Origin of the sequence: Variovorax ginsengisoli, assembly GCF_030486595.1 — a bacterium.
Classification (GTDB): domain Bacteria; phylum Pseudomonadota; class Gammaproteobacteria; order Burkholderiales; family Burkholderiaceae_C; genus Variovorax; species Variovorax ginsengisoli_B.
Window position 1 is genome coordinate 36,902 of sequence record NZ_JAUJZH010000035.1, and the last position, 24,130, is coordinate 61,031.

A 24,130-nucleotide genomic window follows, 5' to 3' on the forward strand; every position below is an offset into this window, starting at 1 on the left:
CATTCACAGCGCTCAGACGGCGCGGCGAGGCCAGGCGGCCGCTCCGTGCGCGGCACCGGTTCGCGCGGCAAGTGGCACAACAGGAGCATCCAATGACTTCCCTTCGTGGGGCCCATGGCGGGCGGCTCAGGCCTCTCCGTCTGACCCCGGAGTTGGTCTCTCGAATCGCTCGCGAAGTCGCGGACAGCGGCCCTCCCCCTGGCATGGTGGTCCACAGCGATGCCGACTACGAGGCCTCGCTGGAGAAATTTCTTGCAAACGGCCCGTGGCGTGGCGAGGATGTCTGGGTCTTCGGATACGGGTCCCTGCTCTGGAATCCGGCCTTCGATGTGGCCGAGCAGGTGGCCGCGGTTCTGCCCGGCTGGCATCGATCGTTCTGCATCCGGCTCACTCGCTTTCGAGGTACCCCCGACCAACCGGGCTTGATGATGTCGCTCAAGCCTGGGGGAAGTTGCCGCGGCGCACTGCTGCGCATCGAAGCGCCCTCGGTCCAGTCCAGCCTGCGCAAGCTTTGGCGAAGGGAAATGACCGTCAAGCCACCGAACACCCCACCGCGATGGGTGAGCGCCAAGGCGAGCGGCATCGAGGTGCGCGCCATTGTTTTTGCCGCCGATCGTCAGGGGCCGAACTTCGTGGGCGGCCTGACGCAAGAACAAGTCGCGGACATCCTGTGCAAGGCGGCGGGACACTGGGGATCGGGCGCCGACTACCTCTTGCAGACCATCGACCAACTGGAACGCCTTGACATCAGGGACGCCAATCTCTGGCGCTTGCAGCAGATCGTCGCCCGACGACTCGCGGAGAGTGCCCAACCCACTGCGCAGGCCCGCCATGACCCATGATGGAACCGAGAGCGATCGAGAGGCGCTGGATCTTCTCATTCGAGGATTCCAGGTGTCCCGGATGCTCCGGCTGGTCGCCGACCTCGCGCTCGCCGACAAGATTCCCAGAGGGGGCATCTGCAACGTGAGCGATCTGGCCACCGCCTGTTCGGTTCTTCCGACGCCACTGCTCCGGGTCCTGCGGGCCCTTGCGGCATTCGGCGTCTTTCGCGTCGGCGCGGACGGCAGCGTCGCGCACTCACCGCGCTCCATGCTCCTGCGGATGGACGAGCCGAACAGCCTGCACCATGGCGCCCGGTTCTGGACGGCACCCGGGTCGTGGCAGGCATGGGGGGCCCTGGATTCCGCACTGGCGGGTGGCGATCCGAATCAAGCCGCCTGGGGCATGGGCCGTTTCCAATATCTTCGTGAGCACCCCGCCGAGGCTCGCACCTTTGATGCCTTCATGGCGAACTTTCCGGACCGCAGGCACCAGACGCTGGCCGTCAGCTACGACTTCTCCGGTGCGAAGCTGATCGTCGACATCGGCGGCGGCAATGCGGAGGCGTTGCGGCAAATACTCAAACGGTTCCCTGGGCCGCGCGGGCTGGTCTTCGACCGGGACGATGTCGTGGCGGCCATACCGCCAGATGCCCGATTGGACGGAAGGATCGAAGTCCGAGGCGGCAGCTTCTTCGATCCGGTTCCCGAGGGCGCGGACATCTACCTCCTGATCCGGGTCTTGCACAACTGGAGCGAAGACGACTGCATTCGAATCCTGCGCAACTGCCGCAACGCGACGAAGCCCGGCGCCCGCCTGCTGATCGTGGAGCAGATCATCGAGCCCGACCCGGCCCTCGGACAGCCATCGGGGTACCTGGTCGACACGCACATGATGGCCATGTTCGGTGCCGCGCGCGAGCGCACCGAAACCGAGTTCGGCGAACTGCTGCAGAGCGCCGGGTTTGCCCTCGAGCGCGCCATCGAAACCGCGTCGCCGGTGTGGATCATCGAGGCGGGCCCCAGATGACCAAGGTCGAGGGAATTCTCGACCAAGGCCCCGCTAGTGCCCCCCGCCGCCAGACGCTTCAGTCATCTTCTCGATCACCTGGTCCAGGCTGAAACTCGCCGCCTTCTGGCGCGGCGGGAACTCCTTGAAGGTCGCCAGGAACTCCCCGACGATCGCCTGCGCGGGCACCAGCAGGTAGATGTGGGGGAACATCCAGTCATAGTAGGTGTTCGACGTGATCTGCGCGCGCTCGTACGGGTCCATGCGCAAGTTGAAGATGTAGGGCGTGCGCAGCACCACGAAAGGCTCCTGCCTTGAGCGTGCCGGTCACGCGCTGCTCCATGAACAGCATCTTCCAGTGGTCGTAGCGCAGCGCCGCCACGTCACCGTCGTCGGTGAAGTAGATGAAGCCCGGGCGCGGACTCTTGGGCTCCTTGCCCGTGAGGTAGGGCACCAGGTTGTAGCCGTCGAGATGGACCTTGTAGGTGGTCTTGCCGATCTTGTAGCCCTTTTTGAGCTTCTCCTTGATGTCGGGCTCGCCGGCCGCCGCCAGGATGGTGGGGAACCAGTCCAGGTGTCTGACGATCTCGTTCAACTCCGAGCCTGCCGCGATCTTCCCGGGGAAGCGAACCATCAGGGGAATGCGGTACGCACCCTCCCAGCTCGAATTCTTCTCGTTCCGGAAGGGCGTGGTGCCCGCGTCCGGCCAGGTGTTCATGTGCGGGCCGTTGTCGGTGCCGTACTTCACGGGTTGCTGCCAGCCAACATCGAAGTCGATCGCGCCATGCGCGAACGGATCGCGCGCACGGAGGCGCGGCCGGGCGAGGCATTCGACCGGAATCTCGCCACCTATCTCCACGAAAAGTACGCCCACCGGCCGCCGCGGGCGATCGTCGTCATCGGCGACCCAGCGTTGAACTTCATCCTTTTCCATCGCCCGGCACTGTTCCCGGGCACACCGGTGGTTCATGTGGGGATCGACAAGGCCTACGTGCAGACCCTCAGGCCGACGCAGGCGCAGCTGCTGGGTGTGCCGGTCGAATATGACTTCCGCGGCACCGTCGAGCAGGCGCTGCATTGGCATCCCGGCACCCGACGGCTGCTGGTCATCACGGGCACGAGCCCGCGCGATCGCATCTGGGAGGCCAGGGCCCGTGCCGAGTTCGACGACCTTGCGGACAAGCCCGCGATGGTCGAGTACCTCGCCGGCCTCTCGACCGAAGCACTGAAGGCGCGGCTCCAGGGGCTCGGAGCTGGCGACCTGGTGTTCTCGCCCGGCTACTACCGGGACGGCACGGGGCGCGACTACTCGCCTCGCGATGCGATCGCGGAGATCGCCGCCGCATCCCCCGGCGCGCCGGTCTACGGGCCGTTCAGCGCCTTCATCGGCACCGGCATCGTGGGCGGGCGCATGCCCGCGAACCGCGACATGGGACGACTCGCGGCGGACGCGGTCAACGCCCTCTTCGATGGCGTCGCCAAGGAACCCGGCAACACCGCCTACCTGCGCACGGGGACCATGCCTGCACGAGTGCAGCTGCCGAAGCTCAGGCGGCGGCCGCCGGGCCGACGCGCTTGCGCTGCCAGGTCACGTAGACCATCGACACCAGCAGGTTGACCAGCAGGTAGAGCAGGATCGCCGCCGTCACGCCGGGCTCGTTCGGAAAGTTGACAGTCGCCAGCGCCACCGCGATGCCCGGATGGCGCGACGCGGTCGACAGCGCGAGCACCACGCGATCCCGCGCGTCGGGGCCGCCGAGCCAATGGCCGGCGGACAGCCCGGCGACGATGAAGCCGACCAGCGCCAAGAGGGTGCCGTTGCCGATCAGCGCCAGGATCGCATGCCGGCTGGCGAACACGATCAGCAGTGCCACGACGACCAGCAGTACGGTGCCGATGACGGCAGCCGGGCGGGCGATGCGCGCGGCCACCCGGGGCAGCAGGGCCTGCACCACCATGCCGGCAGCCAGCGGCAGCAGCACCGCCTTCAGGATCACCAGCGCGATCGCGCCGAGGGGCAGCTCGAACTGGCGGCCGAAGGCCTGCGTCATGAGCATCATGCCGATCGGCGTGATCACGACCGACAGCACCCCCATCGTCACCAGCAGGCCCAGGCCATAGGACTCCCGTCCACCGGCCTTGCCCTGCTTCTTCATCAGCAAGGGCGGCACTGGTGACAGCGACAGCGCCACCAGTGCGACCTCGATCTCGTGGTGCAGGTCGAAGGCCATGTCGAGCCCGACGGCCAGCAGCGGCATGACCAGGAACATCGCCACGAAGGATCGCAGGAAGCACCGGGGACGGCGCACCACGTACAGCACGTCGTCGAGCGTGGCATCCAGGCCGTAGCTGAAGACGGTGATCACGATGCTCGCCTGCACGGCGAGCATGATCATTTCCTGGATGGTCATGGCGGTGCAGCATACGAACGGCACCGAAATCCCGCTACTGTCCTTTGGTGCAGTCGGCAGGCTCGTCGCCGAGCATCTCCAATATCGACTGGATGGCGGCCCGGTACCCGCCGGGTCCGAGGCCGGCGATCACCGCGGTGGCCACCGCCGACATGTAGGAATGGTGGTACATCTCCTCGCGCCGATGGATGTTGGAGATGTGGACCTCGATGATCGGACCCGGGAACATCTTGAGGGCATCCATGATGGCCATCGAAGTGAACGAAAAGGCCGCCGGGTTGATGATGATTCCGCTGGCTTCGTCGATGGCCTCGTGGATCCAGTCGATCAACTGCGCCTCGCTGTTGGACTGCCGGAACACCACCGGGACCGCCCCGGCTTCGTCTCGGCACATCGCTTCGATCTCGGCGAGCGTGGTCTTGCCATAGATCGCTGGCTCGCGCTTGCCGAGACGGTTGAGATTCGGACCATTCAGGATGTAGAGGGGCTTGGTCATGGCTGAGTTTGTTTGCAAGCGGGCGGGTGTCAGTGGCCGCCGTAGAAAAACTTTGCGGGGCCGGTGACGAGCCAGGGGAAGAAGACCATCAGGAACATGATCAGGAACTGCGCGATCATGAACGGCATCACGCCCTTGGTCACTGTGTCCATCGACATTCGACCGACCCCGGCCACCACGTTGAGGACCACGCCAACCGGCGGCGTGACCAACCCGATGGCGTTGTTCATGATGAACATGACCCCAAAGTAGACTGGGTCGATCTTGGCGGCGATGACGACTGGCATCAGTACCGGCGTGAGGATCAGGATGGTCGGCGTCATGTCCATCGCCGTGCCGACGATCATGACCAGCACCATGATCGCCACCATCAGCATGATGGGGCTGTCGAGGAAGGGTTGGAGCATGCCCACCACCTTCCCGGGCAGGTCGGCCACCGTGATGAGCCAGGCCGAGACCATGGCCGCGGCCACCAGGAACATCACCACCGCGGTGGTCTTGGCCGCCGCCTTGAAGATGTTGAACAACTGCGACAGCCTGAGGCCACGATAGATGACTGTCGCGACGAACAGCGCGTAGACCGCCGCCACCACACCGGCCTCGGTCGGCGTGAACACCCCCATGCGCAGACCGACCAGGATGATCACCGGAAGCATCAGCGCCCAGCCGCAGCGGCGCAACGTGATCAACAGTTCCTTCAACGGCCTGCGCGGCGGCGGCACCACGCCTTCGTTGCGGGCGACGTAGGCCCAGGTAACCCACAGCGCCAACCCCATCAGCAGGCCGGGCGTGATACCGGCCATGAACAGCTTGGAGATCGACACGTTGGCCGTGACGCCGAAAATGACCAGTCCGATCGACGGCGGCAACACCGGCGCAATCACGCCGGACGCTGCGATCAGACCGGCAGCGCGATGCGGTGCGTGGCCGGCGGCCACCATCATCGGCAACAACATGGCGGTCAGGGCGGCTGCGTCGGCCACCGCGCTGCCCGACAGTGCCGAAAGCATGATCGACGCGACGATAGTCACATAGCCCAAGCCGCCCCGGATGTGACCGACCAGCGCCATCGCGAATTCGACGATGCGTTTTGACAGCCCACCCTCGTTCATGATCTCGCCGGCCAGCAGGAAGAAGGGCACTGCCAGCAGGGGGTAGTTGTCGGCGCCGCCCAGCAGGTTCTGCGCCAGGATCTGGGCTTCGAACATGTCCATGTGCCACATCAGCGCCACGCCGCTGACCAGCAGCGCAAACGAAATCGGGATGCCGATGGCCATCGCCAGCAGCAGGGACCCGAGGAAGATGGTGAGTGTCATGGTCGCTTGCTCTGCTCAGTGTTGTTTGGTGAGGTCGTCGCCATGCGGCCGGTTGAGAGCAGCCAGATCTTCGGATTCCTGGACCATCACCAGGTCGGCGTCTTTCATGTGGCCGGTGAAAAGTAGCCACAGGTCCAGCAGCAGCACGATGCATGCGCAGGCCGAGAAGGCCACGCCAGCAGCATGCAGCACGGACATCGGCAACTGGGTAGAAGGAGCCAGGGAGTCCATGTTGATCTTGGTCTGTTCCAGCGCGCCCCTGAAAACCAGGTAGCAGACGTACAACATGGTCAGATGGCCGAGTACAAGGCAGATTTTCTTGCCAACCGGTGGCAGGCGCGACACCAAGGCGTCGGTGCCGAGGTGCGCGTGCTCGCGCAGCGCGACCACGCAACCCATGAAGGTGATCCACACGAATAGCCAGCGCGAAATTTCCTCGGACTGCGTGATCGACGAATTGAAAACGTAGCGCAGAACGACGTTGCTGAAGACCAGCGCCACCATGATCATGAGCGCCACGGCCATCACGTTGGTAACCCCGCGGCAGAAAGAATCGATCAGCTTTACCATGCCTGCTCCTCTATAAGACGCGATGGCGCGCCACGCCCCAAGCGGCACCGCGGGGGGGTCCAAAACGACCGCCGGCTCCAAGTCTCAGGGATTGGAGTCGGCTTGAATTTCCAGAATCAGAACTTGGAGACGCGTTCCATTTCGGTCTTGAACAGCGTCATCACGGCCGGATCGTACGAAGCAGAGAACTTCTCGTAGATCGGCTTGACCTCGGCGCGCATGCGGGCCGTCTCAGCGGGTGCAAGGGCGTTGTACGTCATGCCCTTGGCCTGGAGCTCGGTCAGTGCCTTGCCGGCGGCTTCGCGGCTCGCCGTGCGCTGGTAGTTCTGGGCTTCCGTGGCGGCATCCTGCAGCAGCTTGTGCTCTGCCGGCGACAGCTTGTCCCAGAAGCGCTTGCTGATCTGGACCGGGTTGGTCGCATACACGTGGTTGGTGCCACTGACGTACTTCTGGACCTCGTAGAACTTGCTCGACAGGATCACCGAGTACGGGTTCTCCTGGCCATCCACCGCCTTGCTTTCGAGGGCGTTATACAGCTCGGCAAAGGGCATTGGCAGCGGGTTGGCCTTGAAAGTCTTGAAGGTCTCCAGGAACACCGGATTCGGGATGACGCGCAGCTTCAGTCCATCCAGATCTTCGCCCTTCGTGATGGGCCGCTTGCTGTTGGTGACGTTGCGGAAACCCAGGTCGAAGAACCCCAGGATGACGATGCCCTTGTCGGCCAGCTTGGCGCTGACCATCTTGCCCAGCGGGCCGTCCACCATTGCGTCGGCCTGTTGGCCATTGCTGAATAGAAAGGGGAAGTCGAAGAGTCCGAATTCCTTGACGACGCCGGTCAGCGAGGTGGTGGACGCCACGAGCATTTCCTGCACGCCGCCCTGCAGCGCGGATTGCTGCTGCAGTTCGTTGCCGAGTTGGCTGCTGGCGAATTCCTTGACCGTGATCTTGCCGCCGCTCTTGGCTGCCACCAGCTCGGCGAACTTTTTGACGCCCCAACTGGTCGGGTGGTCGGTGTTGTTCAGGTGTCCGAATCGAATCGTCCGTTCCTGAATGTCTTGTGCGTGAACGAGCGTGGCGGCGACGAGCAGTGTGAGGCTGCTTGCCAATTTCAAGAGTTTCGATGCCATGAAGGTCTCCTTATGTGGTGGGAATGATCCGGGCAGTTGCCCCGGGCGCATGTATGCAAGACAAGGAACAGTGAACTGACAGGTCGAGCGCCGTCGCGGCGATGCGGTACCGAGATACTATTGAATCATCGAATGATTGGCAATGTATCTAACGATTAGGGTATTCTCTAATCACAAGGGCGCAGTTCGAACCCAACACTGTGCTGAAATTCGATCCGCCCAGGAGCGACCCGTGTTGACCGACAACTCTCTCGATTCCCCAGACAGCGCCACCGTCGGCGAGGTCGCCTATCGCCGCATTCGCTCCGACATCGTGCTGGGCCGGCTGACGCCGGGGTGCCGCCTGCCGCTGGAGCGGATGAAAGAGACCTACGGCGCCAGCGTCGGCACGCTGCGCGAGCTCTTCAGCCGCCTTGCCACGGAAGGCTTGCTCGTGGCCGAAGGGGCGCGCGGCTTCCAGGTCAGCGCGGTCTCCTCGGCCAACCTGCGCGAAGTGGCGTCGATGCGGCTGCTGCTGGAGAGCCACGGGCTCAAGGAGTCGTTTCAGCGCGGCGACCTGGAGTGGGAAGGCCGCGTGGTGGCGGCCTATCACAAGCTCGCCACGATGGAAAAGAGGATGGCGGCCGGCGATCCTTCTCCTTCGGAAACCTGGCGCCAGTACGACTGGGCGTTTCACGTCGCGCTGATTTCCGCCTGCGGATCCGCCCTGCTGCTGCAGACCTACGCATCGATTTGCGACAAATATCTGCGCTACCAGATGATCGCGGCCATCTTTCGTGGGCAGGAGGCGGCCGACGAGCACCGGCTCCTGCTGGAAAGCGCACTCGCCCGGGACTGGCAGCGCGCGCAACAGACGCTGTCGACGCACGTCGAGGATTGCGTCACGCAAATGGCATCGGTGCTGGACGCCGCCTGAACCGGATTCTTGTGAGGAACCTATGACTTCGTCTTCCAGTGGCCCGCTGCGCATCGGAATTCTCGGCGCCGCACGCATCGCCCGTTCGTTCGTCGAAGCCGTTCGGCCGTCGGCCAAGGTCGTGGTGGCCGCCGTTGCGAGCCGCGACGTCGAGCGCGCCACGGCCTTCGCGCGAGAGCTCGGCATCGGCCGCGTCCATGCCAGCTACGACGCGCTTTTTGCCGACCCCGACATCGACGCGGTGTACGTGCCGCTTCCCAACAACCTGCACGCGGAGTGGTCGATCCGGGCCGCCGCCGCCGGCAAGCACGTCCTGTGCGAGAAACCGCTGGCCGCCAATGCGGCCGAGGCACGGGCCATGTTCGCGGCCGCCGAGAAGAATGGCGTGTACCTCGTGGAAGCCTATCCGTATCGGGCTCAACCGCAGACACTCAAGGTTCGCGAGCTCGTCGCGGCCGGCGCCATCGGCCGCGTCCAGCTCATCCAGGCGTCGTTCGGATTTCCTTTGACCGACGCCGCCAACATCCGCATGGATCCGACTCTTGCGGGCGGCGCGCTGATGGACGCGGGGTCCTATCCGGTGAGCTTCGTGCGCACCATCGCAGGAACCGCCCCGTCGCGCGTGTCGGCCCTGTCGCGCTGGGGCTCCACGGGTGTCGATGTGACCACGATGGCGACGCTCGAGTACCCGGATGGCCTTCTCGCGCAGATCTCGTGCAGCTTCACCACCGTGCGACACCGACACGCGTTCATTGCCGGCGACGCAGGTTCGATAGCCACCACCTACTTCAACGATACGGGATCCGCCTTTCCGCCGCTCGTGCATGTGCGCCGCGGCACTGGATGGGATGCGGCACACGAAGTGATCGAAACCGAAGCGCTCGCCGGCTTCCTGGCCGAAGCAGAGTCGTTTCACGATCTCGTGCGCTTCGGCTGGGACCAATGGACGGGTGCCACGCCCGCCGAATCGATCGACATTGCGATGACGCTCGATGCCATTGCGGCCAGCAGCCGCGATGGCGTTCCGGTGGAAGTCGCCAGATAAGCGGGGGCAAGGAACATGTCTCTTCTAGGTGGTGCGGCGCTGGCGATGTGGTGGGACATCGCGCCCGAGATCAAGTCCGAGTTCGAAGACTGGCACTCCCATGAGCATTTTCCGGAGCGCCTCGGCGTGCCCGGATTCCGACGGGCGTCGCGCTGGACGAGTGCCGCGGGGGGCGAAGGCATCTTCGTCATGTACGAGCTCACTTCGTACGCGGTCCTTTCATCGGCCGCCTACGTCAGTCATCTGAACACGCCATCACCGTGGTCCGCGCGGATGATGCCGCACCACAGGAACATGGTGCGCAGCCAGTGCCACGTGCTGGAGTCATCGGGCAGCAGCGCTGCACGGCACGCGTTGACCTTGCGTGTCTCGCCGCTGCAAGGCCGCGCTGACGACCTGCGCGCATTCTTCCGACCGCTCTGCGCCGCTCTGGCCCAGAGGCCGGGGATCGTCGGCGCTCATCTTTTGCGGCATCAGACGCCACCCGTCGCCGAAACGACCGAACAGCGCATCCGCAACTCCGCCGATCGCGTGGCCGACTGGGTGTTCGTGGCACTTGGTTACGAAGCACTTGCCCTGGAGTCGCTGCTCCACGCCGATCTCGCAGCAACGGCCTTGCGGGCGTCCGGTGCGGCCGAAGGCGCGCTGAGCGGCCTCTACACGCTCTCGCATTCGGCAGCGGCCGAGGACGTCGCCGGCACGTCCTAGCAGCGGAAGCTCGCTTCGCCGGCCACGCAGTTGCGAGATGCAGCAGGCTGCGCACCTCCTGCTCGAGCAGGGCGTGCGGGGTCGCGCGACGCTTCGATTTGTGGCAATCTTCGGAACGCCGGAAGACCGGCGCTTTCAGCGCAACCTCCATGCTGCCCACGACCCAATACGCGAAGAGCGGTGGCGTCAACATCGCCTACCAGACGGTCGGCAACGGCCCACGCGACCTGGTGCTGGTTCCGGGGTGGGTTTCGAACCTCGATGTCTTCTGGGAAGAGCCGGTGCTGGCGCGGATGTTCGCGCGGCTGGCCTCGTTCTCCCGACTCATCCTGTTCGACAAGCGGGGGACGGGTCTGTCGGACCGCGTCAGCGACATGCCCAGTCTCGAAGTTCGCATGGACGACGTGCGCGCCGTGATGGACGCCGTCGGCTCGCAGCGCGCGGCGCTGTTCGGCTATTCGGAGGGCGGTGCGATGTGCGCGCTGTTCGCCGCCACCTACCCGGCGCGCGCTTCGGCGCTCATCATGGGCGGCGCCTTCTCGCGCCGCACGCAGGCGCCCGACTATCCCTGGGGCCCGACCAGGGCTCAGTCTCTCGCCTTTGCCGACGAGGTGGAACGTGACTGGGGCGGCGCCGTCGGCATGGAGGCACGGTGGCCAAGCCAGGTTCGGGACGAGCGATGCCGCCAATGGTGGGGGCGTTGGCTGCGCTCCAGCGCGAGCCCGGCGGCCGCGGCAGCGCTGTTGCGCATGAACATGGAAATCGACATCCGCCATGTGCTGCCCGCAGTGCGCGTGCCCACGCTGCTCTTGCACAGCCGAAACGATCGGGTCATCGATTTCGGCGCCAGCCAATACATGTACGAGCGCATCGCGGGCGCGAAGCTGGTCGAATTGAACGGCATCGACCACGTCCCGTGGGGCTGCGACAGCGATGTCATCCTCGACGAGATCGAAGAGTTCCTCACCGGCACTCGACTCGGCACCGAACCCGACCGGCTTCTGGTCACGGTCATGTTCACGGATATCGTGAAAGCGACCGAACGCGCCGCCGTCCTCGGCGATCGCAGCTGGCACGATCTGCTCGAGAGTCACCACGCGCTGGTTCGCCGCGAGCTCGAGCACTTTCGGGGCCGCGAGATCGACACCGCGGGCGACGGCTTCCTCGCCACCTTCGACGGGCCGGCTCGCGCAGTCCGCTGCGCGTGTGCCATCTCACGCGAGGTGCGTGCGCTCGGGCTCGAGATCCGTGCCGGGTTGCACACCGGGGAGTGCGAGGTGATGGGCGGCAAGGTCGCGGGCATTGCAGTGCATACCGGTGCCCGTGTGGCCACGCATGCGCAGACCGGTGAAGTGCTTGTCTCGAGCACCGTCAAGGATCTGGTGGCGGGCTCCGGACTGTCGTTTCAGGACCGGGGGACGCAGCGCCTGAAGGGAATTCCTGGCGAGTGGCGGCTGTTTGCCGTCGAGCAGTGAGGCAGCGCGGCGGCGCCCCTCAGTCTCTCTAGATGCCCTGCGCGCGGATCAGCTCCGCCCAGCGCGTGCATTGGGCGGCTCGATGACGAAGCCGGCAAAGCCCAGGTCCTCCATCGTCGGGACGTCCGGCAGGTTGGCCGAGCGCGTCTTGCCGGTCACCGCCAGCGCCCGCACCTTGCCCTGCTGGATGCCGAGCCCTTGTATGGCACATGTGTCATCTCGATGCCCGCCATCTTCTTGAGCAGCTCGGCGGCGAAGTGGTTGGACGCGCCAACGCCCGACGACGCGTAGGCCATGGGCTTGCGCCTAGGCCTGGTCGACCAGGTCCTTCACGCCCGGTTGTCGACGATGACGGACTGCCCCAGCTCCGTCGCCACCGAGATGACCAGCAGGCGCCCGACCACGTCCGCGCTGCCACCGGATGGGCGAAGATGACCCTCGAGCGGATCCGGCTGGCGATGCTGCGGTAGAGCCGCGGGGGTCATCCGGGCTCGATCGAATAACCACCGGTTATTCGCTGGCCTCCAATTCTTCATTTGCGGACGAAGCGGCCGTGGCCAACAATCTGGGCACAGCAACAACGCAGTTCGCCGCATTTGCGCAGGTCGGACGAGAAGAGACATCACGATGACCCCGCGGAACCGCCGCTACTTTCTGAGCTCGCTGCGAGCCGCATGCTTGGCCTGCGTCGCCGGCATGGCATCGATCTGCGTTCCGACGACGGCGGGTGCGGCCGACGAGCCATGGCCTTCGCGGCCGATCCGCTTCGTCGTCCCTTTCGCCGCGGGCGGGGCGACGGATGCGATGGCGCGACTGCTGGCGCAACGCATGGCGACGGTCTGGAAGCAACCCGTCATCGTCGACAACAGGCCCGGCGCCGGCACCGTGCTCGGCACCGACATCGACGCCAAGGCACCAGCGGACGGCACGACCTTCGGCATCGTCGTATCAGCGCACGAGATCAATCCGAGCCTGCGCCCCAACCTGCCCTACGACACGCTCAAGGATTTCGCCGCCGTCAGTGAGTTGGGCGTGCAGCACATGGTCATCGCGGCCAACCCGTCCTTTCCGGCCGACAACCTGGCGCAATTGATCGAATTGGCGAAAAAGCAGCCGGGCAAGATCAGCTATGCCAGTTCGGGCAGCGGCACCGCCTTGCATCTGGGCATGGAGCTACTCAAGACACGAGCCGGGATCGACATCCTGCATGTGCCCTACAAGGGCGGGGCACCGGCGCAGCAGAACGTGATCGGCGGCCAGGTGCCGCTGCTTGTCGACATCTATCACAGCAGCTCGCCCTTCATCAAGGCGGGCAAGCTGAAGGCGATCGCGCTCTTCAGTCCCCAGCGCCCAAAGTCGGTGCCAGGCATCCCCACCATTGCCGAGACCGTGCCCAGTGTGAGCGCCGTCAGCGTGCTCGGCGTGGTGGCACCGGCGGCGACGCCACGCGCCATCGTCGCCAAGGCCAGCGCAGACATGGCCGCGGTCATTCGCTCGCCCGACTTCGTCGAACATCTGCAATCGATGGGCGTCGAGGCCGTCGGCTCCACACCCGAGCAGTTCGAGGCGGTCATTCGCGCCGACATCGAGAAGTGGGCGCCGGTCGTCAAGTCGTCCGGCGCGCTGCCCGACTGAGCCACGACGCTGACCGCCCTGACCCATCCCCATCACGAACCTCAACTTACGGATCTCTTCATGACCGCCGAATGCCTCAAGCACCAATCCCAGTCCTTCGCTTGGAAGGCGTCCTCTTTCAAAAGCTCGGCCGACTACAGTCTCAAACTCAGCGAGGCCGAGCAGACGGAGATCATCGCAGCCGTGCGCGCCTTGCCCGACGTGAGCCGGCCGCAAGGCACAGACGCGGCCGCTTTCGCAATGACGTCGCTGACGCCGCGACTCCAGGCCGCCTATGAGGAGGTGCGCAGCGGTCGAGGTTTCGTCGTCATCCGCGGCCTGCCGGTCGACAGCCTGAGCAAGGACGAGTTCGTCGCGGCGGTCTGGGGCGTCGGCCAGCATTTCGGCCATGCACTGTCGCAGAACACGAGTGGCGACCTGATCGGCCACGTGGTCGACGCGACGGCGGAAGACGCGACGCCGCGCATGTACCGCAGCAACCTCGAGCTGCGTCCGCACAACGACATCACGGCGATGATCTCGCTGGCCTGCTGGCACAAGTCCGAGACCGGCGGTGCATCGGTCATCGTGAGCGCGGTGACCGTGCACGATGCGCTGTGCAAGGACCATCCGGAAGTACTGGCTGCGCTCTATCGTGGCTTCCACTACCACCAGGTCGGCGAAGAAGCGCCAGGTGAGCCGCCCGTGACCCGGCAGCGCGTACCGCTCTTCGCGGTGCGCGACGGGCAGCTCAGCTCGCGCTACCTGCGCTCCAACCTGGTCGCCGGACATCGTGCGCTCGACATGCCGTTGACCGATGAAGACATCACCGCCCTCAACACCTTCGATGCGGTCGCCACCGCGCCGGAGAACCGGCTGGCCTTCTTCCTGGAACGCGGCGACATGCTGGTCGTCAACAACTACACCGTGATGCACGCGCGCACCTCGTTCAAGAACTACCCGGAACCGGAGCGCAAGCGGCATCTGGTGCGGCTCTGGATGGATCGCCCCGGCTTTCGCGATGTGCCCGGCGAATACATCTTCCACGAGGTCAACGGGGTGCCGAAGCGCGAAGGCAAGAGTGCTTCGCTCAACTTCAAGAAGCTCTATGCGGACGATCCCGTGGCGAGCGGCGGCGTGGCCGACCTCAAGGTGACCGACGAAATGGCGGCGAGCAACGTTTGAGGGGCGCAAGCGCGGGTGCGCCTCGCTTCGGTTAGGGTTCGCGCATCGACACCAACCGGGCGACCGACGTGAACCTGCGAGAGATGGAAGTTTTTCGTGCCGTGATGCTGAGCGGCACCGTCAAGGGTGCAGGCGCGCTCATGCACATCTCGCAGCCGGCCGCGAGCAAGCTGCTGGCGCTGGCCGAGCGCCATGCGGGCCTGCGCCTCTTCGAGCGGGTGCGCGGCCGGCTGATTCCAACGCAGGAAGCGCACCAGCTCTATCCGGAGATCGAGGCGGTATGGAAAAGCATGGAGAAGGCGCGCTCGGTCACGCGCGAACTGGCGGCGCCGCGGGGCGGGAGCCTTCGCATCGCGAGCACGGCGCGCTTCTGCACCTTCCTGCTGCCGCAGGCAGCGACGGCGTTGTACGCGACGTTCCCGCAGTTGAGCATCCACGTCGACATGGTGATGCCGCATCTCGTGACCGACGCGGTCGCACGCGGCATGTGCGACATCGGCCTGGAGATGCTGCCCACGGCGCATCCCGAGCTGGAAGTCGTGCGCACGCTGCACTGCGGCCTCGTCTGCGTGATGCCCGAGGGCCATCGCCTGGCACGCCGGAAGGTCGTCAAGGCCGAAGACCTTCGCACGGAACGCCTGATCGCCTTGTCGCAGGCACCGCCCTTCGGCCATCTGCTCGAGCAGGTATACGGCGGCCAGATGCAAGGCATCCGCGTCGACCTGGAGGTGACCTCCGGCACGGTCGCGTGCTGGTTCGCGCAGGCCGGCGCCGGCATTGCCTTGCTCGATGCGCCGACGGCAGCGGGTGGCGCCTTCAAGGGGCTCGTCGTCCGGCCGTTCTCCCCGAGCCCACGCATTCCGGTGCAGATCCTGCGCGGCAAGCATCGTTCGATGACGCCCGCCGCACGCGAGTTCTGCGAAGGATTCGAGCGGCTTTGGAAGCAGCACGTCGCACCTGTGAGGCGCTGAACTCGTGATCTCCAGCCGTCGGAAACGGCGTGCCTGCGGGTATTCCCTTTGTTGACGAATCATTAAATGAGCAATCAAATAGAGGACATGAAAGCAAGCGAACTGTTCAACGTCGAAGGCCGCGTCGTCGCCATCACGGGTGCCGCCGGCGGCATCGGGCTGGCCTACGCCGAGGTGATGGCGGCCAACGGTGCCAAGGTCAATCTCATCGACATCGATCCGCTGGCACTGACAGTTGCCGTCGGACGGCTCCGGGCCGACGGCAGCGAAGTCCACGGCGAGTTCGCCGACGTGACGAAGCCCGACACGGTTCGCCAGGCCTTCGCCAACATCGTCGAGCGCCACGGCCGCCTCGACGTCGTGTTCGCCAATGCGGGGATCAGCGGCGGCCCGGGCTTCCTCAACGGTGCCGGCGAACGCAATCCCGCCGGCGCGATCGAGAATCTCTCGCTCGACGTATGGGAACGCGTCATCGCGACCAACACGACCTCGGTCTTCCTCACCCTGCAAACCGTCGTGCCGTACATGAAGCAGCAGCAGGGCGGCGGACGCATCATCGTCACCAGCTCGATCTCGGCATCGAAGACCGAGACGCTGGTCAGTTCGATCTATGCGACCTCCAAGGCGGCCGTCGGTTACCTGGTGCGGCAGGCCGCCCATGAACTCGCCAAGTACGACATCCTGGTCAATGCGATCTCGCCCGGCCCGGTCATCACCAACATCGGCGGCGGAAGGCTCAAGGATGCCGACGCGCGCAAGCCTTTCGAGCGCGCTGCGCCGCTCGGGCGTATCGCCACCACGCAGGACCTTCAAGGCGCCGCGCTGTATCTCGCTTCGCCCGCGTCGAGTCTGGTCACCGGGGCGCAGATCCTCATCGACGGCGGCACGGCGCTCGGCCCGGCTGATTGAGGCCAACCCCATGAACACCCGAAACAACGCCAGCGACCTCCGCTTGCCAACCCCTGTCCAGATCACTTCGCCCGACGGGCACGCCTTCGGCTGCTGGGTCGCTCCAGCCGAAGGAACGCCGCGCGGGGCGGTCGTCGTGCTGCAGGAAATCTTCGGCGTCAATGCCCATATCCAGTCGGTCTGTGCACGGCTCGCCAAAGAAGGCTACGACGCCTACGCGCCCGCGCTCTTCGATCGCCTGCAGCCCGGCTTCACGTCCGGCTACAGCCAGGAAGAGGTTGCGCAAGCGCTCAAGCTCCTGCCGCGGCTCGACTGGCCCGCGATGGTGGCCGACACACTCGCAACCGTGGACCTTGCGAGGCAGACCCGGGACTCCGTCGCCCTGATGGGCTTCTGTCTCGGCGCCTCGGTCGCGTGGATGGCGGCACAGCGCCGGCCCGGCATCGCGGCCGTGGTCGGCTACTACGGCGGCCAGATCGTCCAGCACCTCGACCGGCCGGCGCAGAGCCCGACCCTGCTGCACTACGGCGAAACCGACCACACGATACCGATGGCCGATGTGGAGCGCATCCGCTCGGCGCGGCCCGAGTGCGAGCTTCACGTCTACGCGGCGGGCCATGGCTTCAACTGCGATGCGCGCGCTTCGTACGAGCCGGCGTCGGCGACGCTGGCCTGGGACCGCTCGATCCGCTGGCTCGCGGCGCACAGGGGGTGACTTTGATGGACAAGAAGCTCGAGCCCCGCGACGGTGCCCTGGCCCTGCTCGCCGCCCCGATCGCGCCGCTGGCCGACGAGTACATCGCTGTCCTGGTCATGAGCCTGGCTGGCCGGCTCAACCGCGGCGCGTCGAACTACTACCTGAAGCAATTCGACATCAGCATGGTCGACTACAGAATCGTGCTGGCGCTCGGGCTCGCGAAGAACCTGAACATCAGCGCGGTGGCGGCTTCGGCCGACGTCGACAAGGCGGCGGCGAGCCGCAGCCTCCGCGCGCTGGAGCAGCGCGGCGTGGTCGAGCTGGAGCAGACCGCGACCCGGGGCCGCGCGGCCATCGTCCACCTCACCGAGGCCGGCCGCGAGCTCGAACGCGCACTCAAGAAATCGTCGCGACAGCGCGAGCGCCGCTTCGTCGCCGGCCTGTCCGAGGACGAGCGCAAGCATGCGGTCGCGCTGCTCAAGAAACTCATCGCCGGCGTACCGCACATGAACAAGGAATGATCTTCCGTGACATCGATCTACGACAACCCCCTGAAATTCAAGCGCATCGAGGTCCGCCCGATGAACAGCACCATCGGCGCCGAGATCCATGGCGTCGACCTGACCCGTCCGCTCGACGAGCAGACCTGGCAGGAGGTGCGGCAGGCTTTCGCCGACTACCTCGTCGTCTATTTTCCGAATCAGCCCCTGACGCACGACCAGCATCTGGCGTTCAGCGAGCGCTTCGGTCCGCTGATGGCGATGCCGCAGCTGCTGTCGGTCGAAGGCTACGAGCAGGTCCACATCATCAAGCGCGACGCCGACGACAGCAGCCGCGTGATCGGCGAGAGCTGGCATTCGGACAGCACCTACTTCGAGTCGCCGCCGGCCGCGGTGATCATGCGCTCGGTCACGGTGCCCGAGTTCGGCGGCGACACCGGCTTTCTGAGCATGTATGCGGCATACGAAACGCTGTCGCCCAAGCTACGCTCGCTGCTCGACGGGCTCCAAGTGGTGCACAGCGCGACGCGCATCTACGGTTCAGCCTATCACGCGCAGAAGAAGAAGTTCAGCTCGGTCAACGCACGCACCGATCTCGACATCGAAGCCGGCGACCGCGAGCAGATCCATCCGGCGGTGTGCACGCATCCGATCTCCGGCCGCCGCTTCCTGTACCTGAACCAGGTCTATGTGCAGCGCTTCGAAGGCATGACGGAGGCCGAGAGTCAGCCGCTGCTGCGCTTTCTTTACGACCACGCCGCGCGCTTCGAGAACACCTGCCGCGTTCGCTGGCAGAAGGATCAGGTGCTGATCTGGGACAACCGTTGCACGATGCACAAGGCCATTCCGGACTACATCGGCCGCGCCCGATACATGACTCGCACGACCGTCGCCGGCCAACCGCCGCGCTGAGATTCCATTGAGCCGACCCAGCCCCCACCGAGGACACTCTCCATGAAAAGCAAGCTCTTTCGCAGAACCTTCGTCGCCGTCGCGGCCCTCGCCGCTGGCGCCATGGTCGCCGGTGCCGGCCTGATGTCGGCTTCACCGGCCATGGCGCAGGCCGCACCCGCGCTCACCACCGTCAATGCCGGCTTCGTGCCCGTGACCGACGTGGCGGCGCTCTACCTCGGAGAGGAGGTCGGCATCTGGAAAAAGCACGGCCTGCAACTCAAGGCCAACGTGGCATCGACCGGCGCCGTACCGTCCGTCATGAGTGGTGAATACCACTTCGGCTTCACCGCGCTGGTCAATGTTCTGCAGGCACGCGACAAAGGCCTGCCGCTCAAGATCATCGCGGCCGGCTCGAGTTCGACCGGCGTGAAGGGCGCCGACGTGACGATGATCCACGCCGGTCCGCAAAGCGGCATCAAGTCGGCCAAGGATCTCGAAGGCAAGACGGTCAGCGTGAACGCGCTCAACGGCCTGCTGCAGATGCTCGGCAAGGCGGCCGTGAAGGCCGACGGCGGCGACCCGGCCAAGGTGCGCTTCATCGAACTGGGTTTCGCGGAAGCACTCGCCGCGCTGCAGGCCGGGAAGATCGATGCGATGGTCGGCGCCGAACCTTTCGGCACCGCGGCGATCGCAGCCGGTTTTCCGCCGATCGCTTCGCCTTACCAGTCGATGTCGACCAAGAGCATGCTGACCTCGTCGTACTTCACGAGCGAGCCGCAGATCAAGGCCAATCCCGAGCTGTTCAAGAAGATTCGAGCCGCCATCAACGAATCGCTCGACTACGCGCAGAGCCATCCGGACGAAGTGCGCAAGCAACTGCCCAAGTTCACCAAGCTCGGTCCCGATGTGGCGGCCAAGCTGATCCTGCCGCGCTACCTGACCGACGTCCCGCGCGAGTCCGTCGAGATGTTCTCCAAGACCGGCAACGAGTTCGGCATGCTCAGCAAGCCCGCCGCGTACGACGTCGTGGTCTGGACCGAAGGCAAGTGATCGTGGCCGCGAGCAACGGACTGGCAGGGAACGACGCGGTGCCGCGAATGACGCCGGCTGCTCGCAATCGCGCCTTCGACACGGCCGCGAGCAAGCGTTGGCTGGGCAGCATGACCGGTATCTTGTTGCTCGCATCTTTGTGGGAGATCGCACCGCGCGCGGGCTGGCTCAGCCGCGACTTCTTCCCGCCGCTGTCGGTCGTCCTGGGGCGCCTGTCGGTGCTCGTGACGACCGAGGAATTCTGGGGCTTCGTCGCCAGCACCATTCGCACCTGCGTGCTGGGACTGGCCATTGCGGCCATTGCCGGCGTGCTCATCGGTCTGGCCATCGGACTCACGCCAGGTGCTCGCAAGTACACGCATTCGACCATCGAGTTCTTGCGGCCGATTCCATCGGTCGCGCTGATTCCGGGCGTGATCCTGCTGTTCGGTGCGCGCTACCAGTCGGGCGTCGTGCTCATCACCTACGCGGCCTTCTGGCAGGTCCTGCTGCAGATGCTCTACGGCCTGAACGACATCGACAGCGTGGCGCGCGACACCGCGCGCACCTTCCGTTTCAGCCGCTTCGGCTATGTGCGCCACGTGGCCTGGCCGACCCTGCTGCCCTACCTGTTCACCGGCTTGAGGCTCGCCGCCGCCATGGCGCTGGTGCTGGCAGTGACGGCAGAGATGGTCATCGGCAGCCAGGGCGTCGGTCGCGGCATCGTGGTGGCGCAGGCTTCCAACGCCACAGCCGAGGCCTACGCCTATGTGCTGGTGGCGGGCCTGATGGGGGTGGCCATCAACTTGGCGGCGCGGCTGCTGGAGCGTCGCCTGCTTCAATGGCATCCGAGCGTGCGCAATACCGGGGGTGCGCGATGATCCCGTCCTTCCTGCGCAAGTTGGTGGTCGAGCTGGCGCTGCCGCTGATCCTCTTCGCCCTGCTCTATGCGCTGAGCGCCGACTCGACCAACTTCTACTTCCCGCCACTCGCCGCCGTGCTCGAAAAGTTCAACGGCCTGTGGCTCGGGCCGCGCTTCTTCTCCGACGTCGTTCCGAGCTTCCAGCGGCTGATGGCGGGCTACCTGATCGCCAGCCTCCTGGGTACGGCCATCGGCATCGTCATCGGCAGCCACGCCGGCGTTCGCCGCGCGGCCGAGCCGGTGCTGGAGTTCTTCCGTGCGGTGCCGCCCGTCGCCATGATCCCTCTGCTGATCATGAGCATGGGCTTCGGCGACGCGATGAAGATCACCGTCATCGTGGCGGGCGCGATCTGGCCGATCCTGCTCAACACGGTCGAAGGCGTCAAGGCGGTCGACTCGGTGCTCGATGACACCTGTCGCACCTACCAGATCAAGGGCCTGGCGCGACTCTGGCACTTCATCCTGCCGGCGGCGTCGCCCCAGATCATCGTCGGCATGCGTCTAGGGCTGTCGATCGGCATCGTGCTGATGGTCATCAGCGAGATGTTCGCGGCGCTCGACGGGCTGGGCTCGGCCATCATCTACTTCCAGCGCAGCTACGAGATTCCGCAGATGTGGAGCGGCGTGCTGATGCTCGGCCTCTTCGGCTTCGGGCTGTCGATGGCCTTCAGGCTGTTCGAGCACCACGTGCTCGGCTGGTACTACGGAATGCGCAATCTCGAAAGAAAGAGCTGAAGCCATGAGCGCTGTCATGAACAACCCGCAACTCGAAGTCGGCTCCTCCGGCGCTCCCGCCGCGCCGGTGGTGTCGGTCCAGCATCTCAACAAGGTCTACGAATCGAAGGAGCGGCGCGTCGAAGCCATCGGCGACCTGAGCTTCGAGGTGCGGCATGGCGACTTCACCTGCATCGTCGGCCCCTCGGGGGCCGGCAAGACCACCTTGCTGAAGTGCCTGTCGGGCCTGCTGGCGCCGACGCGCGGCACCATCCGCGTGAACGGGCACGACGTGACATCGCCGCCCGAGGAGATGGCCATCGTGTTCCAGGAATACGGCCGCAGCCTGTTCCCGTGGAAGACGGTGCGCGAGAACGTCGAGCTGCCCCTGCGCGAGCGCAAGGTGCCCAAGGACCAGCGCAGGCGCATGGTCGATGCAGCGCTGGAGGCCGTGGCGCTCGCGGGCGTCGGCGATTCGTATCCGTGGCAACTGTCGGGCGGCATGCAGCAGCGCGTCGCGATCGCGCGCGCCGTCGCCTACCAGCCCAAGGTGATGGTGCTCGACGAGCCTTTCGCCGCGGTCGATGCGCAGACGCGCGCCGACCTCGAAGACCTCATGCTGCGCCTGTGGAGCGAGCTCGACCTGACCGTGATCTTCGTCACCCACGACATCGACGAGGCCGTGTACCTCGGCCAGCGGGTCCTGGTGCTGTCGTCGTCACCGACTCGGGTGCTCGATGACGTGCCCATCGACATCGCCGGGCCGCGCACGCAGGCGCTGACCCGGGTCGAACCCGGCTTCGCGGAACTGCGAACGCGTGTCTATCAGGGCATCCAGGCCGCCAAGGCGAAGAAGGTCGCCGCATGAAGCGCCGCGCGCTGCTGCGCACGATGGGGGTTGCCGCCCTGTCGACGTTGCCAGGTGCCGCGAGCACCTGGGCGCAGGCACCGGCCTTCCCGAAGCCCGGCAAGGCGATCCGCATCATCGTCGGCTTCGCGCCGGGCGGTCCGACCGACACGCAGGCGCGCGTGCTGGCGCTGGAGATGTCGAAGTCGCTCGGCACCCCGGTCATCGTCGAGAACAAGCCTGGCGCCAGCGGCGGTATCGGCGCCGTGGAGGTCGCGCGCGCCGAGCCGGACGGCCATACGTTGATGTACATCTCGGACGGTGTGGTCTCCCAGAATCCGCACACCCTGAAGTCCGTTCAATACGACGCGCTGAAGGACTTCACACCGATCGCGCAGACCACCGCCGGCGGCGTGGTCCTCGTGATGACGCCGGCGCTGCCCGTGAAGACGGTGAGCGAACTCGTCGCCTACGGCAAGGCCCATCCGGGGACGCTCTCGTATGCGTCCTTCGGCACCGGCACCGTATCGCACATCTACGGCGAAGTGCTACGGCAAGCGACGGGCATCGACCTCGTCCATATTCCCTACAAGGGCAGCGCCGACGCGCTCAAGGACCTGCTGGCCGGACGGGTGCAGCTGATGTTCGACTCGCCTTCCACCGCGGTGCAGTATGCCAAGGACGGCCGCCTGCGGATTCTCGGCAGCGCCGGTGAAAAGCGGCGCAGCCTGATGCCCGACACGCCCACCTTGCTCGAACTCGGGCTGCCCGGCTTCGAGATCCGTGGCTGGAACGGACTCTTCGGACCGGCGAAGATGGGCGATGCCGTGCTGCAGCCGCTCTATGCCGGTGTCCGTGCGGCGACACGCACGAAGACCTTCCAGGAGGCCTTGGTCACCATGGCCTTCGACCCGGTCGACGAAACGCCAGCGCAGTTCGCCCAGGTCGTGAAGCGCGACTACGATCGTTGGGGTGCCTACGTGCGGCAGGCGAAGATCGCGCCGGAATAGCTCGTCACGGCGCGGGCACGCGGCCCGGCGAAGCCCCCGCGCAAAGGTGCTCCACCAGGCTGCGCGCCGCCGGCGACAGCGCCTCCAGCGAGCGCACGCACACCACCAGCTGCCGGCGCACCCAGGGCTCGTCGAGCGCGACGGCGCGGATGTCGAGCGACGCCAGATACAGCCGCGCACTCCGGCGCGGCAGGATGCCGATGCCCATGCCGGCGGCCACCATCAACGACATCGCGTCGTAGCCGCTGACCTGGATGCGCAGCCGCAGCGGCAGGCCGATCTCCGCCGCTGCCCGGTGCAGCTGGTTGTTGACCGCGCTGCCCGGATGGGCGCCGACGAATTCATGCGCCAGCGCCTCGCGGAAGCTCGCCTTCTTGCGCCGCGCCAGCGGATGCGCGCGCGGCACGATCAGCACCAGTTCGTCCTCGCGGTACGGCAGCATGGCCAGCGGCTCGCCGTAGGCGCCCGCGTTGAGGATGCCGATGTCGGCCGTGCTGTCGGCCACGGCCCGCGCGATGGCCGAGCTGATGCGTTCCTGCAGATGCACCTGCACCAGCGGGGCAGCCGCCATGAAGCTGCGCAGGTCGTCGGGCAGAAACTGCGTGATGGCCGAGATGTTGGCGAACACCCGCACGTGGCCGCGCAGCCCGCTGGCGTAGCCCGCCATCTGCTCGGCGATGTCGTCCAGGCCGTAGAGCACGCCGCGCGCGAGCCCCAGCAGCGCATGCGCGGCCGCGGTGGCTTGCGCCCCCTTGTTGCTGCGCTGGAACAGCACCGTGTCGAGCGCTGCCTCGAGCTCGCTGATGCGCTTGCTCACGGCCGCCGGCGCCAGGTGCTCGCGCAGCGCGGCGGCCGCGATGGTGCCCTCTTCCATGACCGCGACGAAGAGGCGCAACGAGACAGGATCCAGTTTCATGGAGGGCTATTTGAGCACCATCGCGATC

General features: G+C 65.8%; 28 protein-coding genes and 1 pseudogene. 19 read left to right on the plus strand and 10 right to left on the minus strand.

The genetic code is table 11. The annotated features are described in order from the left end of the window. Positions 1 to 203 precede the first annotated feature (203 nt). Together QZH52_RS32995 and QZH52_RS33000 are read left to right on the plus strand one after the other, a co-directional pair. Positions 204 to 842, plus strand: coding sequence for a gamma-glutamylcyclotransferase (locus QZH52_RS32995; protein ID WP_301815363.1), 639 nt, complete (start codon positions 204 to 206; stop codon positions 840 to 842). Beyond that, the gene (locus tag QZH52_RS33000; protein ID WP_301815364.1) at positions 832 to 1,851 is read left to right on the plus strand and encodes a methyltransferase; all 1,020 of its coding nucleotides are present in this window, start codon (positions 832 to 834) and stop codon (positions 1,849 to 1,851) included. The genes QZH52_RS32995 and QZH52_RS33000 overlap by 11 nt, the downstream gene beginning before the upstream one ends. Before the next feature lie 33 nt (positions 1,852 to 1,884). Here QZH52_RS33000 and QZH52_RS33005 read toward each other — a convergent pair whose 3' ends face one another. Next, a complete protein-coding gene (locus tag QZH52_RS33005; RefSeq protein WP_301815365.1) occupies positions 1,885 to 2,094 on the minus strand; it encodes a hypothetical protein in 210 nt (69 codons plus the stop codon). Then, positions 2,048 to 2,578, minus strand: a complete 531-nt coding sequence (locus QZH52_RS33010; protein WP_301815366.1) for a sulfatase-like hydrolase/transferase — start codon at positions 2,576 to 2,578, stop codon at positions 2,048 to 2,050. The genes QZH52_RS33005 and QZH52_RS33010 overlap by 47 nt, the downstream gene beginning before the upstream one ends. 36 nt (positions 2,579 to 2,614) lie before the next feature. Here QZH52_RS33010 and QZH52_RS33015 point away from each other — a divergent pair, with 36 nt between their 5' ends. Then, positions 2,615 to 3,448 (plus strand): ABC transporter substrate-binding protein, encoded by an 834-nt coding sequence (locus tag QZH52_RS33015; protein WP_301815367.1) that lies wholly within the window; start codon positions 2,615 to 2,617, stop codon positions 3,446 to 3,448. Here the strand turns inward: QZH52_RS33015 and QZH52_RS33020 are convergent. From QZH52_RS33020 to QZH52_RS33040, 5 genes are all read right to left on the minus strand, one after another. Further along, a complete protein-coding gene (locus QZH52_RS33020) occupies positions 3,378 to 4,241 on the minus strand; it encodes a bile acid:sodium symporter family protein (RefSeq protein WP_301815368.1) in 864 nt (287 codons plus the stop codon). The two genes, QZH52_RS33015 and QZH52_RS33020, sit on opposite strands and share 71 nt — an antisense overlap. A gap of 34 nt (positions 4,242 to 4,275) precedes the next feature. After that, complete coding sequence (gene aroQ / locus QZH52_RS33025) at positions 4,276 to 4,737, minus strand: type II 3-dehydroquinate dehydratase (RefSeq protein WP_301815369.1); 462 nt, start codon at positions 4,735 to 4,737, stop codon at positions 4,276 to 4,278. Between the two features lie 29 nt (positions 4,738 to 4,766). Next, positions 4,767 to 6,053, minus strand: a complete 1,287-nt coding sequence (locus QZH52_RS33030; RefSeq protein ID WP_301815370.1) for a TRAP transporter large permease — start codon at positions 6,051 to 6,053, stop codon at positions 4,767 to 4,769. 15 nt (positions 6,054 to 6,068) lie between these two features. Then, positions 6,069 to 6,623, minus strand: coding sequence for a TRAP transporter small permease (locus QZH52_RS33035; RefSeq protein ID WP_301815373.1), 555 nt, complete (start codon positions 6,621 to 6,623; stop codon positions 6,069 to 6,071). 116 nt (positions 6,624 to 6,739) lie between these two features. Beyond that, on the minus strand, positions 6,740 to 7,750 hold the full coding sequence (locus QZH52_RS33040) for a TRAP transporter substrate-binding protein (RefSeq protein WP_301815374.1): 1,011 nt from the start codon (positions 7,748 to 7,750) through the stop codon (positions 6,740 to 6,742). 232 nt (positions 7,751 to 7,982) lie between these two features. On the opposite strand from QZH52_RS33040, the gene QZH52_RS33045 reads away from it, so the two are divergent. The 4 genes from QZH52_RS33045 to QZH52_RS33060 all read left to right on the plus strand — a co-directional run bounded on the left by QZH52_RS33045 (position 7,983) and on the right by QZH52_RS33060 (position 11,894). Next, positions 7,983 to 8,666 (plus strand): GntR family transcriptional regulator, encoded by a 684-nt coding sequence (locus QZH52_RS33045; protein ID WP_301815376.1) that lies wholly within the window; start codon positions 7,983 to 7,985, stop codon positions 8,664 to 8,666. 22 nt (positions 8,667 to 8,688) lie between these two features. After that, the gene (locus QZH52_RS33050; protein ID WP_301815378.1) at positions 8,689 to 9,711 is read left to right on the plus strand and encodes a Gfo/Idh/MocA family protein; all 1,023 of its coding nucleotides are present in this window, start codon (positions 8,689 to 8,691) and stop codon (positions 9,709 to 9,711) included. A 45-nt stretch (positions 9,712 to 9,756) separates the two neighbouring features. After that, positions 9,757 to 10,419, plus strand: coding sequence for a hypothetical protein (locus QZH52_RS33055; protein ID WP_301815380.1), 663 nt, complete (start codon positions 9,757 to 9,759; stop codon positions 10,417 to 10,419). 149 nt (positions 10,420 to 10,568) lie between these two features. Next, complete coding sequence (locus QZH52_RS33060; protein WP_301815382.1) at positions 10,569 to 11,894, plus strand: adenylate/guanylate cyclase domain-containing protein; 1,326 nt, start codon at positions 10,569 to 10,571, stop codon at positions 11,892 to 11,894. A 48-nt stretch (positions 11,895 to 11,942) separates the two neighbouring features. On the opposite strand, the pseudogene QZH52_RS33065 reads toward QZH52_RS33060, so the two are convergent. Both QZH52_RS33065 and QZH52_RS33070 read right to left on the minus strand, forming a co-directional pair. After that, positions 11,943 to 12,190: pseudogene (locus tag QZH52_RS33065) on the minus strand (tripartite tricarboxylate transporter substrate-binding protein). 33 nt (positions 12,191 to 12,223) lie between these two features. After that, entirely contained in the window at positions 12,224 to 12,379 is a 156-nt protein-coding gene (locus QZH52_RS33070; protein ID WP_301815383.1) for a hypothetical protein, read from the minus strand. Between the two features lie 142 nt (positions 12,380 to 12,521). Between QZH52_RS33070 and QZH52_RS33075 the strand changes: the two genes are divergently transcribed. The 12 genes from QZH52_RS33075 to QZH52_RS33130 all read left to right on the plus strand — a co-directional run bounded on the left by QZH52_RS33075 (position 12,522) and on the right by QZH52_RS33130 (position 23,186). Then, positions 12,522 to 13,529, plus strand: a complete 1,008-nt coding sequence (locus QZH52_RS33075) for a tripartite tricarboxylate transporter substrate binding protein (RefSeq protein WP_301815384.1) — start codon at positions 12,522 to 12,524, stop codon at positions 13,527 to 13,529. A gap of 60 nt (positions 13,530 to 13,589) precedes the next feature. Then, entirely contained in the window at positions 13,590 to 14,693 is a 1,104-nt protein-coding gene (locus tag QZH52_RS33080) for a TauD/TfdA family dioxygenase (RefSeq protein WP_301815385.1), read from the plus strand. 83 nt (positions 14,694 to 14,776) lie between these two features. Continuing rightward, positions 14,777 to 15,664: a LysR family transcriptional regulator gene (locus QZH52_RS33085; protein ID WP_301815387.1), complete on the plus strand. Its 888-nt coding sequence runs from the start codon at positions 14,777 to 14,779 to the stop codon at positions 15,662 to 15,664. A gap of 87 nt (positions 15,665 to 15,751) precedes the next feature. Continuing rightward, positions 15,752 to 16,573, plus strand: coding sequence for an SDR family NAD(P)-dependent oxidoreductase (locus QZH52_RS33090; RefSeq protein ID WP_301815388.1), 822 nt, complete (start codon positions 15,752 to 15,754; stop codon positions 16,571 to 16,573). A 10-nt stretch (positions 16,574 to 16,583) separates the two neighbouring features. Next, complete coding sequence (locus QZH52_RS33095) at positions 16,584 to 17,288, plus strand: dienelactone hydrolase family protein (protein WP_301815389.1); 705 nt, start codon at positions 16,584 to 16,586, stop codon at positions 17,286 to 17,288. Between the two features lie 5 nt (positions 17,289 to 17,293). Beyond that, a complete protein-coding gene (locus tag QZH52_RS33100; RefSeq protein WP_301815391.1) occupies positions 17,294 to 17,791 on the plus strand; it encodes a MarR family winged helix-turn-helix transcriptional regulator in 498 nt (165 codons plus the stop codon). Positions 17,792 to 17,797: 6 nt separating this feature from the next. After that, positions 17,798 to 18,682, plus strand: a complete 885-nt coding sequence (locus QZH52_RS33105) for a TauD/TfdA dioxygenase family protein (RefSeq protein WP_301815392.1) — start codon at positions 17,798 to 17,800, stop codon at positions 18,680 to 18,682. A 42-nt stretch (positions 18,683 to 18,724) separates the two neighbouring features. Further along, complete coding sequence (locus QZH52_RS33110) at positions 18,725 to 19,714, plus strand: ABC transporter substrate-binding protein (RefSeq protein WP_301815394.1); 990 nt, start codon at positions 18,725 to 18,727, stop codon at positions 19,712 to 19,714. A 2-nt stretch (positions 19,715 to 19,716) separates the two neighbouring features. Beyond that, positions 19,717 to 20,574, plus strand: a complete 858-nt coding sequence (locus QZH52_RS33115; protein WP_301815395.1) for an ABC transporter permease — start codon at positions 19,717 to 19,719, stop codon at positions 20,572 to 20,574. Further along, positions 20,571 to 21,350 (plus strand): ABC transporter permease, encoded by a 780-nt coding sequence (locus QZH52_RS33120; RefSeq protein ID WP_301815396.1) that lies wholly within the window; start codon positions 20,571 to 20,573, stop codon positions 21,348 to 21,350. The genes QZH52_RS33115 and QZH52_RS33120 overlap by 4 nt, the downstream gene beginning before the upstream one ends. Positions 21,351 to 21,354: 4 nt before the next feature. After that, complete coding sequence (locus QZH52_RS33125) at positions 21,355 to 22,197, plus strand: ABC transporter ATP-binding protein (protein WP_301815398.1); 843 nt, start codon at positions 21,355 to 21,357, stop codon at positions 22,195 to 22,197. Beyond that, complete coding sequence (locus tag QZH52_RS33130) at positions 22,194 to 23,186, plus strand: Bug family tripartite tricarboxylate transporter substrate binding protein (protein ID WP_301815399.1); 993 nt, start codon at positions 22,194 to 22,196, stop codon at positions 23,184 to 23,186. Before QZH52_RS33125 ends, QZH52_RS33130 begins: the two co-directional genes overlap by 4 nt. Positions 23,187 to 23,190: 4 nt before the next feature. Here the strand turns inward: QZH52_RS33130 and QZH52_RS33135 are convergent, their stop codons facing one another. After that, positions 23,191 to 24,102 (minus strand): LysR family transcriptional regulator, encoded by a 912-nt coding sequence (locus tag QZH52_RS33135; protein WP_301815400.1) that lies wholly within the window; start codon positions 24,100 to 24,102, stop codon positions 23,191 to 23,193. Positions 24,103 to 24,130: the final 28 nt, after the last annotated feature.

Coding starts and splice junctions, on each gene's coding strand:
- QZH52_RS33040 (WP_301815374.1), bottom strand. CDS start 7,750: ATGGCATCGAAACTCTTGAAATTGGCAAGCAGCCTCACACTGCTCGTC.
- QZH52_RS33020 (WP_301815368.1), bottom strand. CDS start 4,241: ATGACCATCCAGGAAATGATCATGCTCGCCGTGCAGGCGAGCATCGTG.
- QZH52_RS33080 (WP_301815385.1), top strand. CDS start 13,590: ATGACCGCCGAATGCCTCAAGCACCAATCCCAGTCCTTCGCTTGGAAG.
- QZH52_RS33015 (WP_301815367.1), top strand. CDS start 2,615: ATGCGCGAACGGATCGCGCGCACGGAGGCGCGGCCGGGCGAGGCATTC.
- QZH52_RS33110 (WP_301815394.1), top strand. CDS start 18,725: ATGAAAAGCAAGCTCTTTCGCAGAACCTTCGTCGCCGTCGCGGCCCTC.
- QZH52_RS32995 (WP_301815363.1), top strand. CDS start 204: ATGGTGGTCCACAGCGATGCCGACTACGAGGCCTCGCTGGAGAAATTT.
- QZH52_RS33035 (WP_301815373.1), bottom strand. CDS start 6,623: ATGGTAAAGCTGATCGATTCTTTCTGCCGCGGGGTTACCAACGTGATG.
- QZH52_RS33125 (WP_301815398.1), top strand. CDS start 21,355: ATGAGCGCTGTCATGAACAACCCGCAACTCGAAGTCGGCTCCTCCGGC.
- QZH52_RS33070 (WP_301815383.1), bottom strand. CDS start 12,379: ATGACCCCCGCGGCTCTACCGCAGCATCGCCAGCCGGATCCGCTCGAG.
- QZH52_RS33050 (WP_301815378.1), top strand. CDS start 8,689: ATGACTTCGTCTTCCAGTGGCCCGCTGCGCATCGGAATTCTCGGCGCC.
- QZH52_RS33085 (WP_301815387.1), top strand. CDS start 14,777: ATGGAAGTTTTTCGTGCCGTGATGCTGAGCGGCACCGTCAAGGGTGCA.
- QZH52_RS33130 (WP_301815399.1), top strand. CDS start 22,194: ATGAAGCGCCGCGCGCTGCTGCGCACGATGGGGGTTGCCGCCCTGTCG.
- QZH52_RS33060 (WP_301815382.1), top strand. CDS start 10,569: ATGCTGCCCACGACCCAATACGCGAAGAGCGGTGGCGTCAACATCGCC.
- QZH52_RS33120 (WP_301815396.1), top strand. CDS start 20,571: ATGATCCCGTCCTTCCTGCGCAAGTTGGTGGTCGAGCTGGCGCTGCCG.
- QZH52_RS33030 (WP_301815370.1), bottom strand. CDS start 6,053: ATGACACTCACCATCTTCCTCGGGTCCCTGCTGCTGGCGATGGCCATC.
- QZH52_RS33005 (WP_301815365.1), bottom strand. CDS start 2,094: ATGGACCCGTACGAGCGCGCGCAGATCACGTCGAACACCTACTATGAC.
- QZH52_RS33090 (WP_301815388.1), top strand. CDS start 15,752: ATGAAAGCAAGCGAACTGTTCAACGTCGAAGGCCGCGTCGTCGCCATC.
- QZH52_RS33135 (WP_301815400.1), bottom strand. CDS start 24,102: ATGAAACTGGATCCTGTCTCGTTGCGCCTCTTCGTCGCGGTCATGGAA.
- QZH52_RS33100 (WP_301815391.1), top strand. CDS start 17,294: ATGGACAAGAAGCTCGAGCCCCGCGACGGTGCCCTGGCCCTGCTCGCC.
- QZH52_RS33055 (WP_301815380.1), top strand. CDS start 9,757: ATGTGGTGGGACATCGCGCCCGAGATCAAGTCCGAGTTCGAAGACTGG.
- QZH52_RS33095 (WP_301815389.1), top strand. CDS start 16,584: ATGAACACCCGAAACAACGCCAGCGACCTCCGCTTGCCAACCCCTGTC.
- QZH52_RS33000 (WP_301815364.1), top strand. CDS start 832: ATGACCCATGATGGAACCGAGAGCGATCGAGAGGCGCTGGATCTTCTC.
- QZH52_RS33075 (WP_301815384.1), top strand. CDS start 12,522: ATGACCCCGCGGAACCGCCGCTACTTTCTGAGCTCGCTGCGAGCCGCA.
- aroQ (WP_301815369.1), bottom strand. CDS start 4,737: ATGACCAAGCCCCTCTACATCCTGAATGGTCCGAATCTCAACCGTCTC.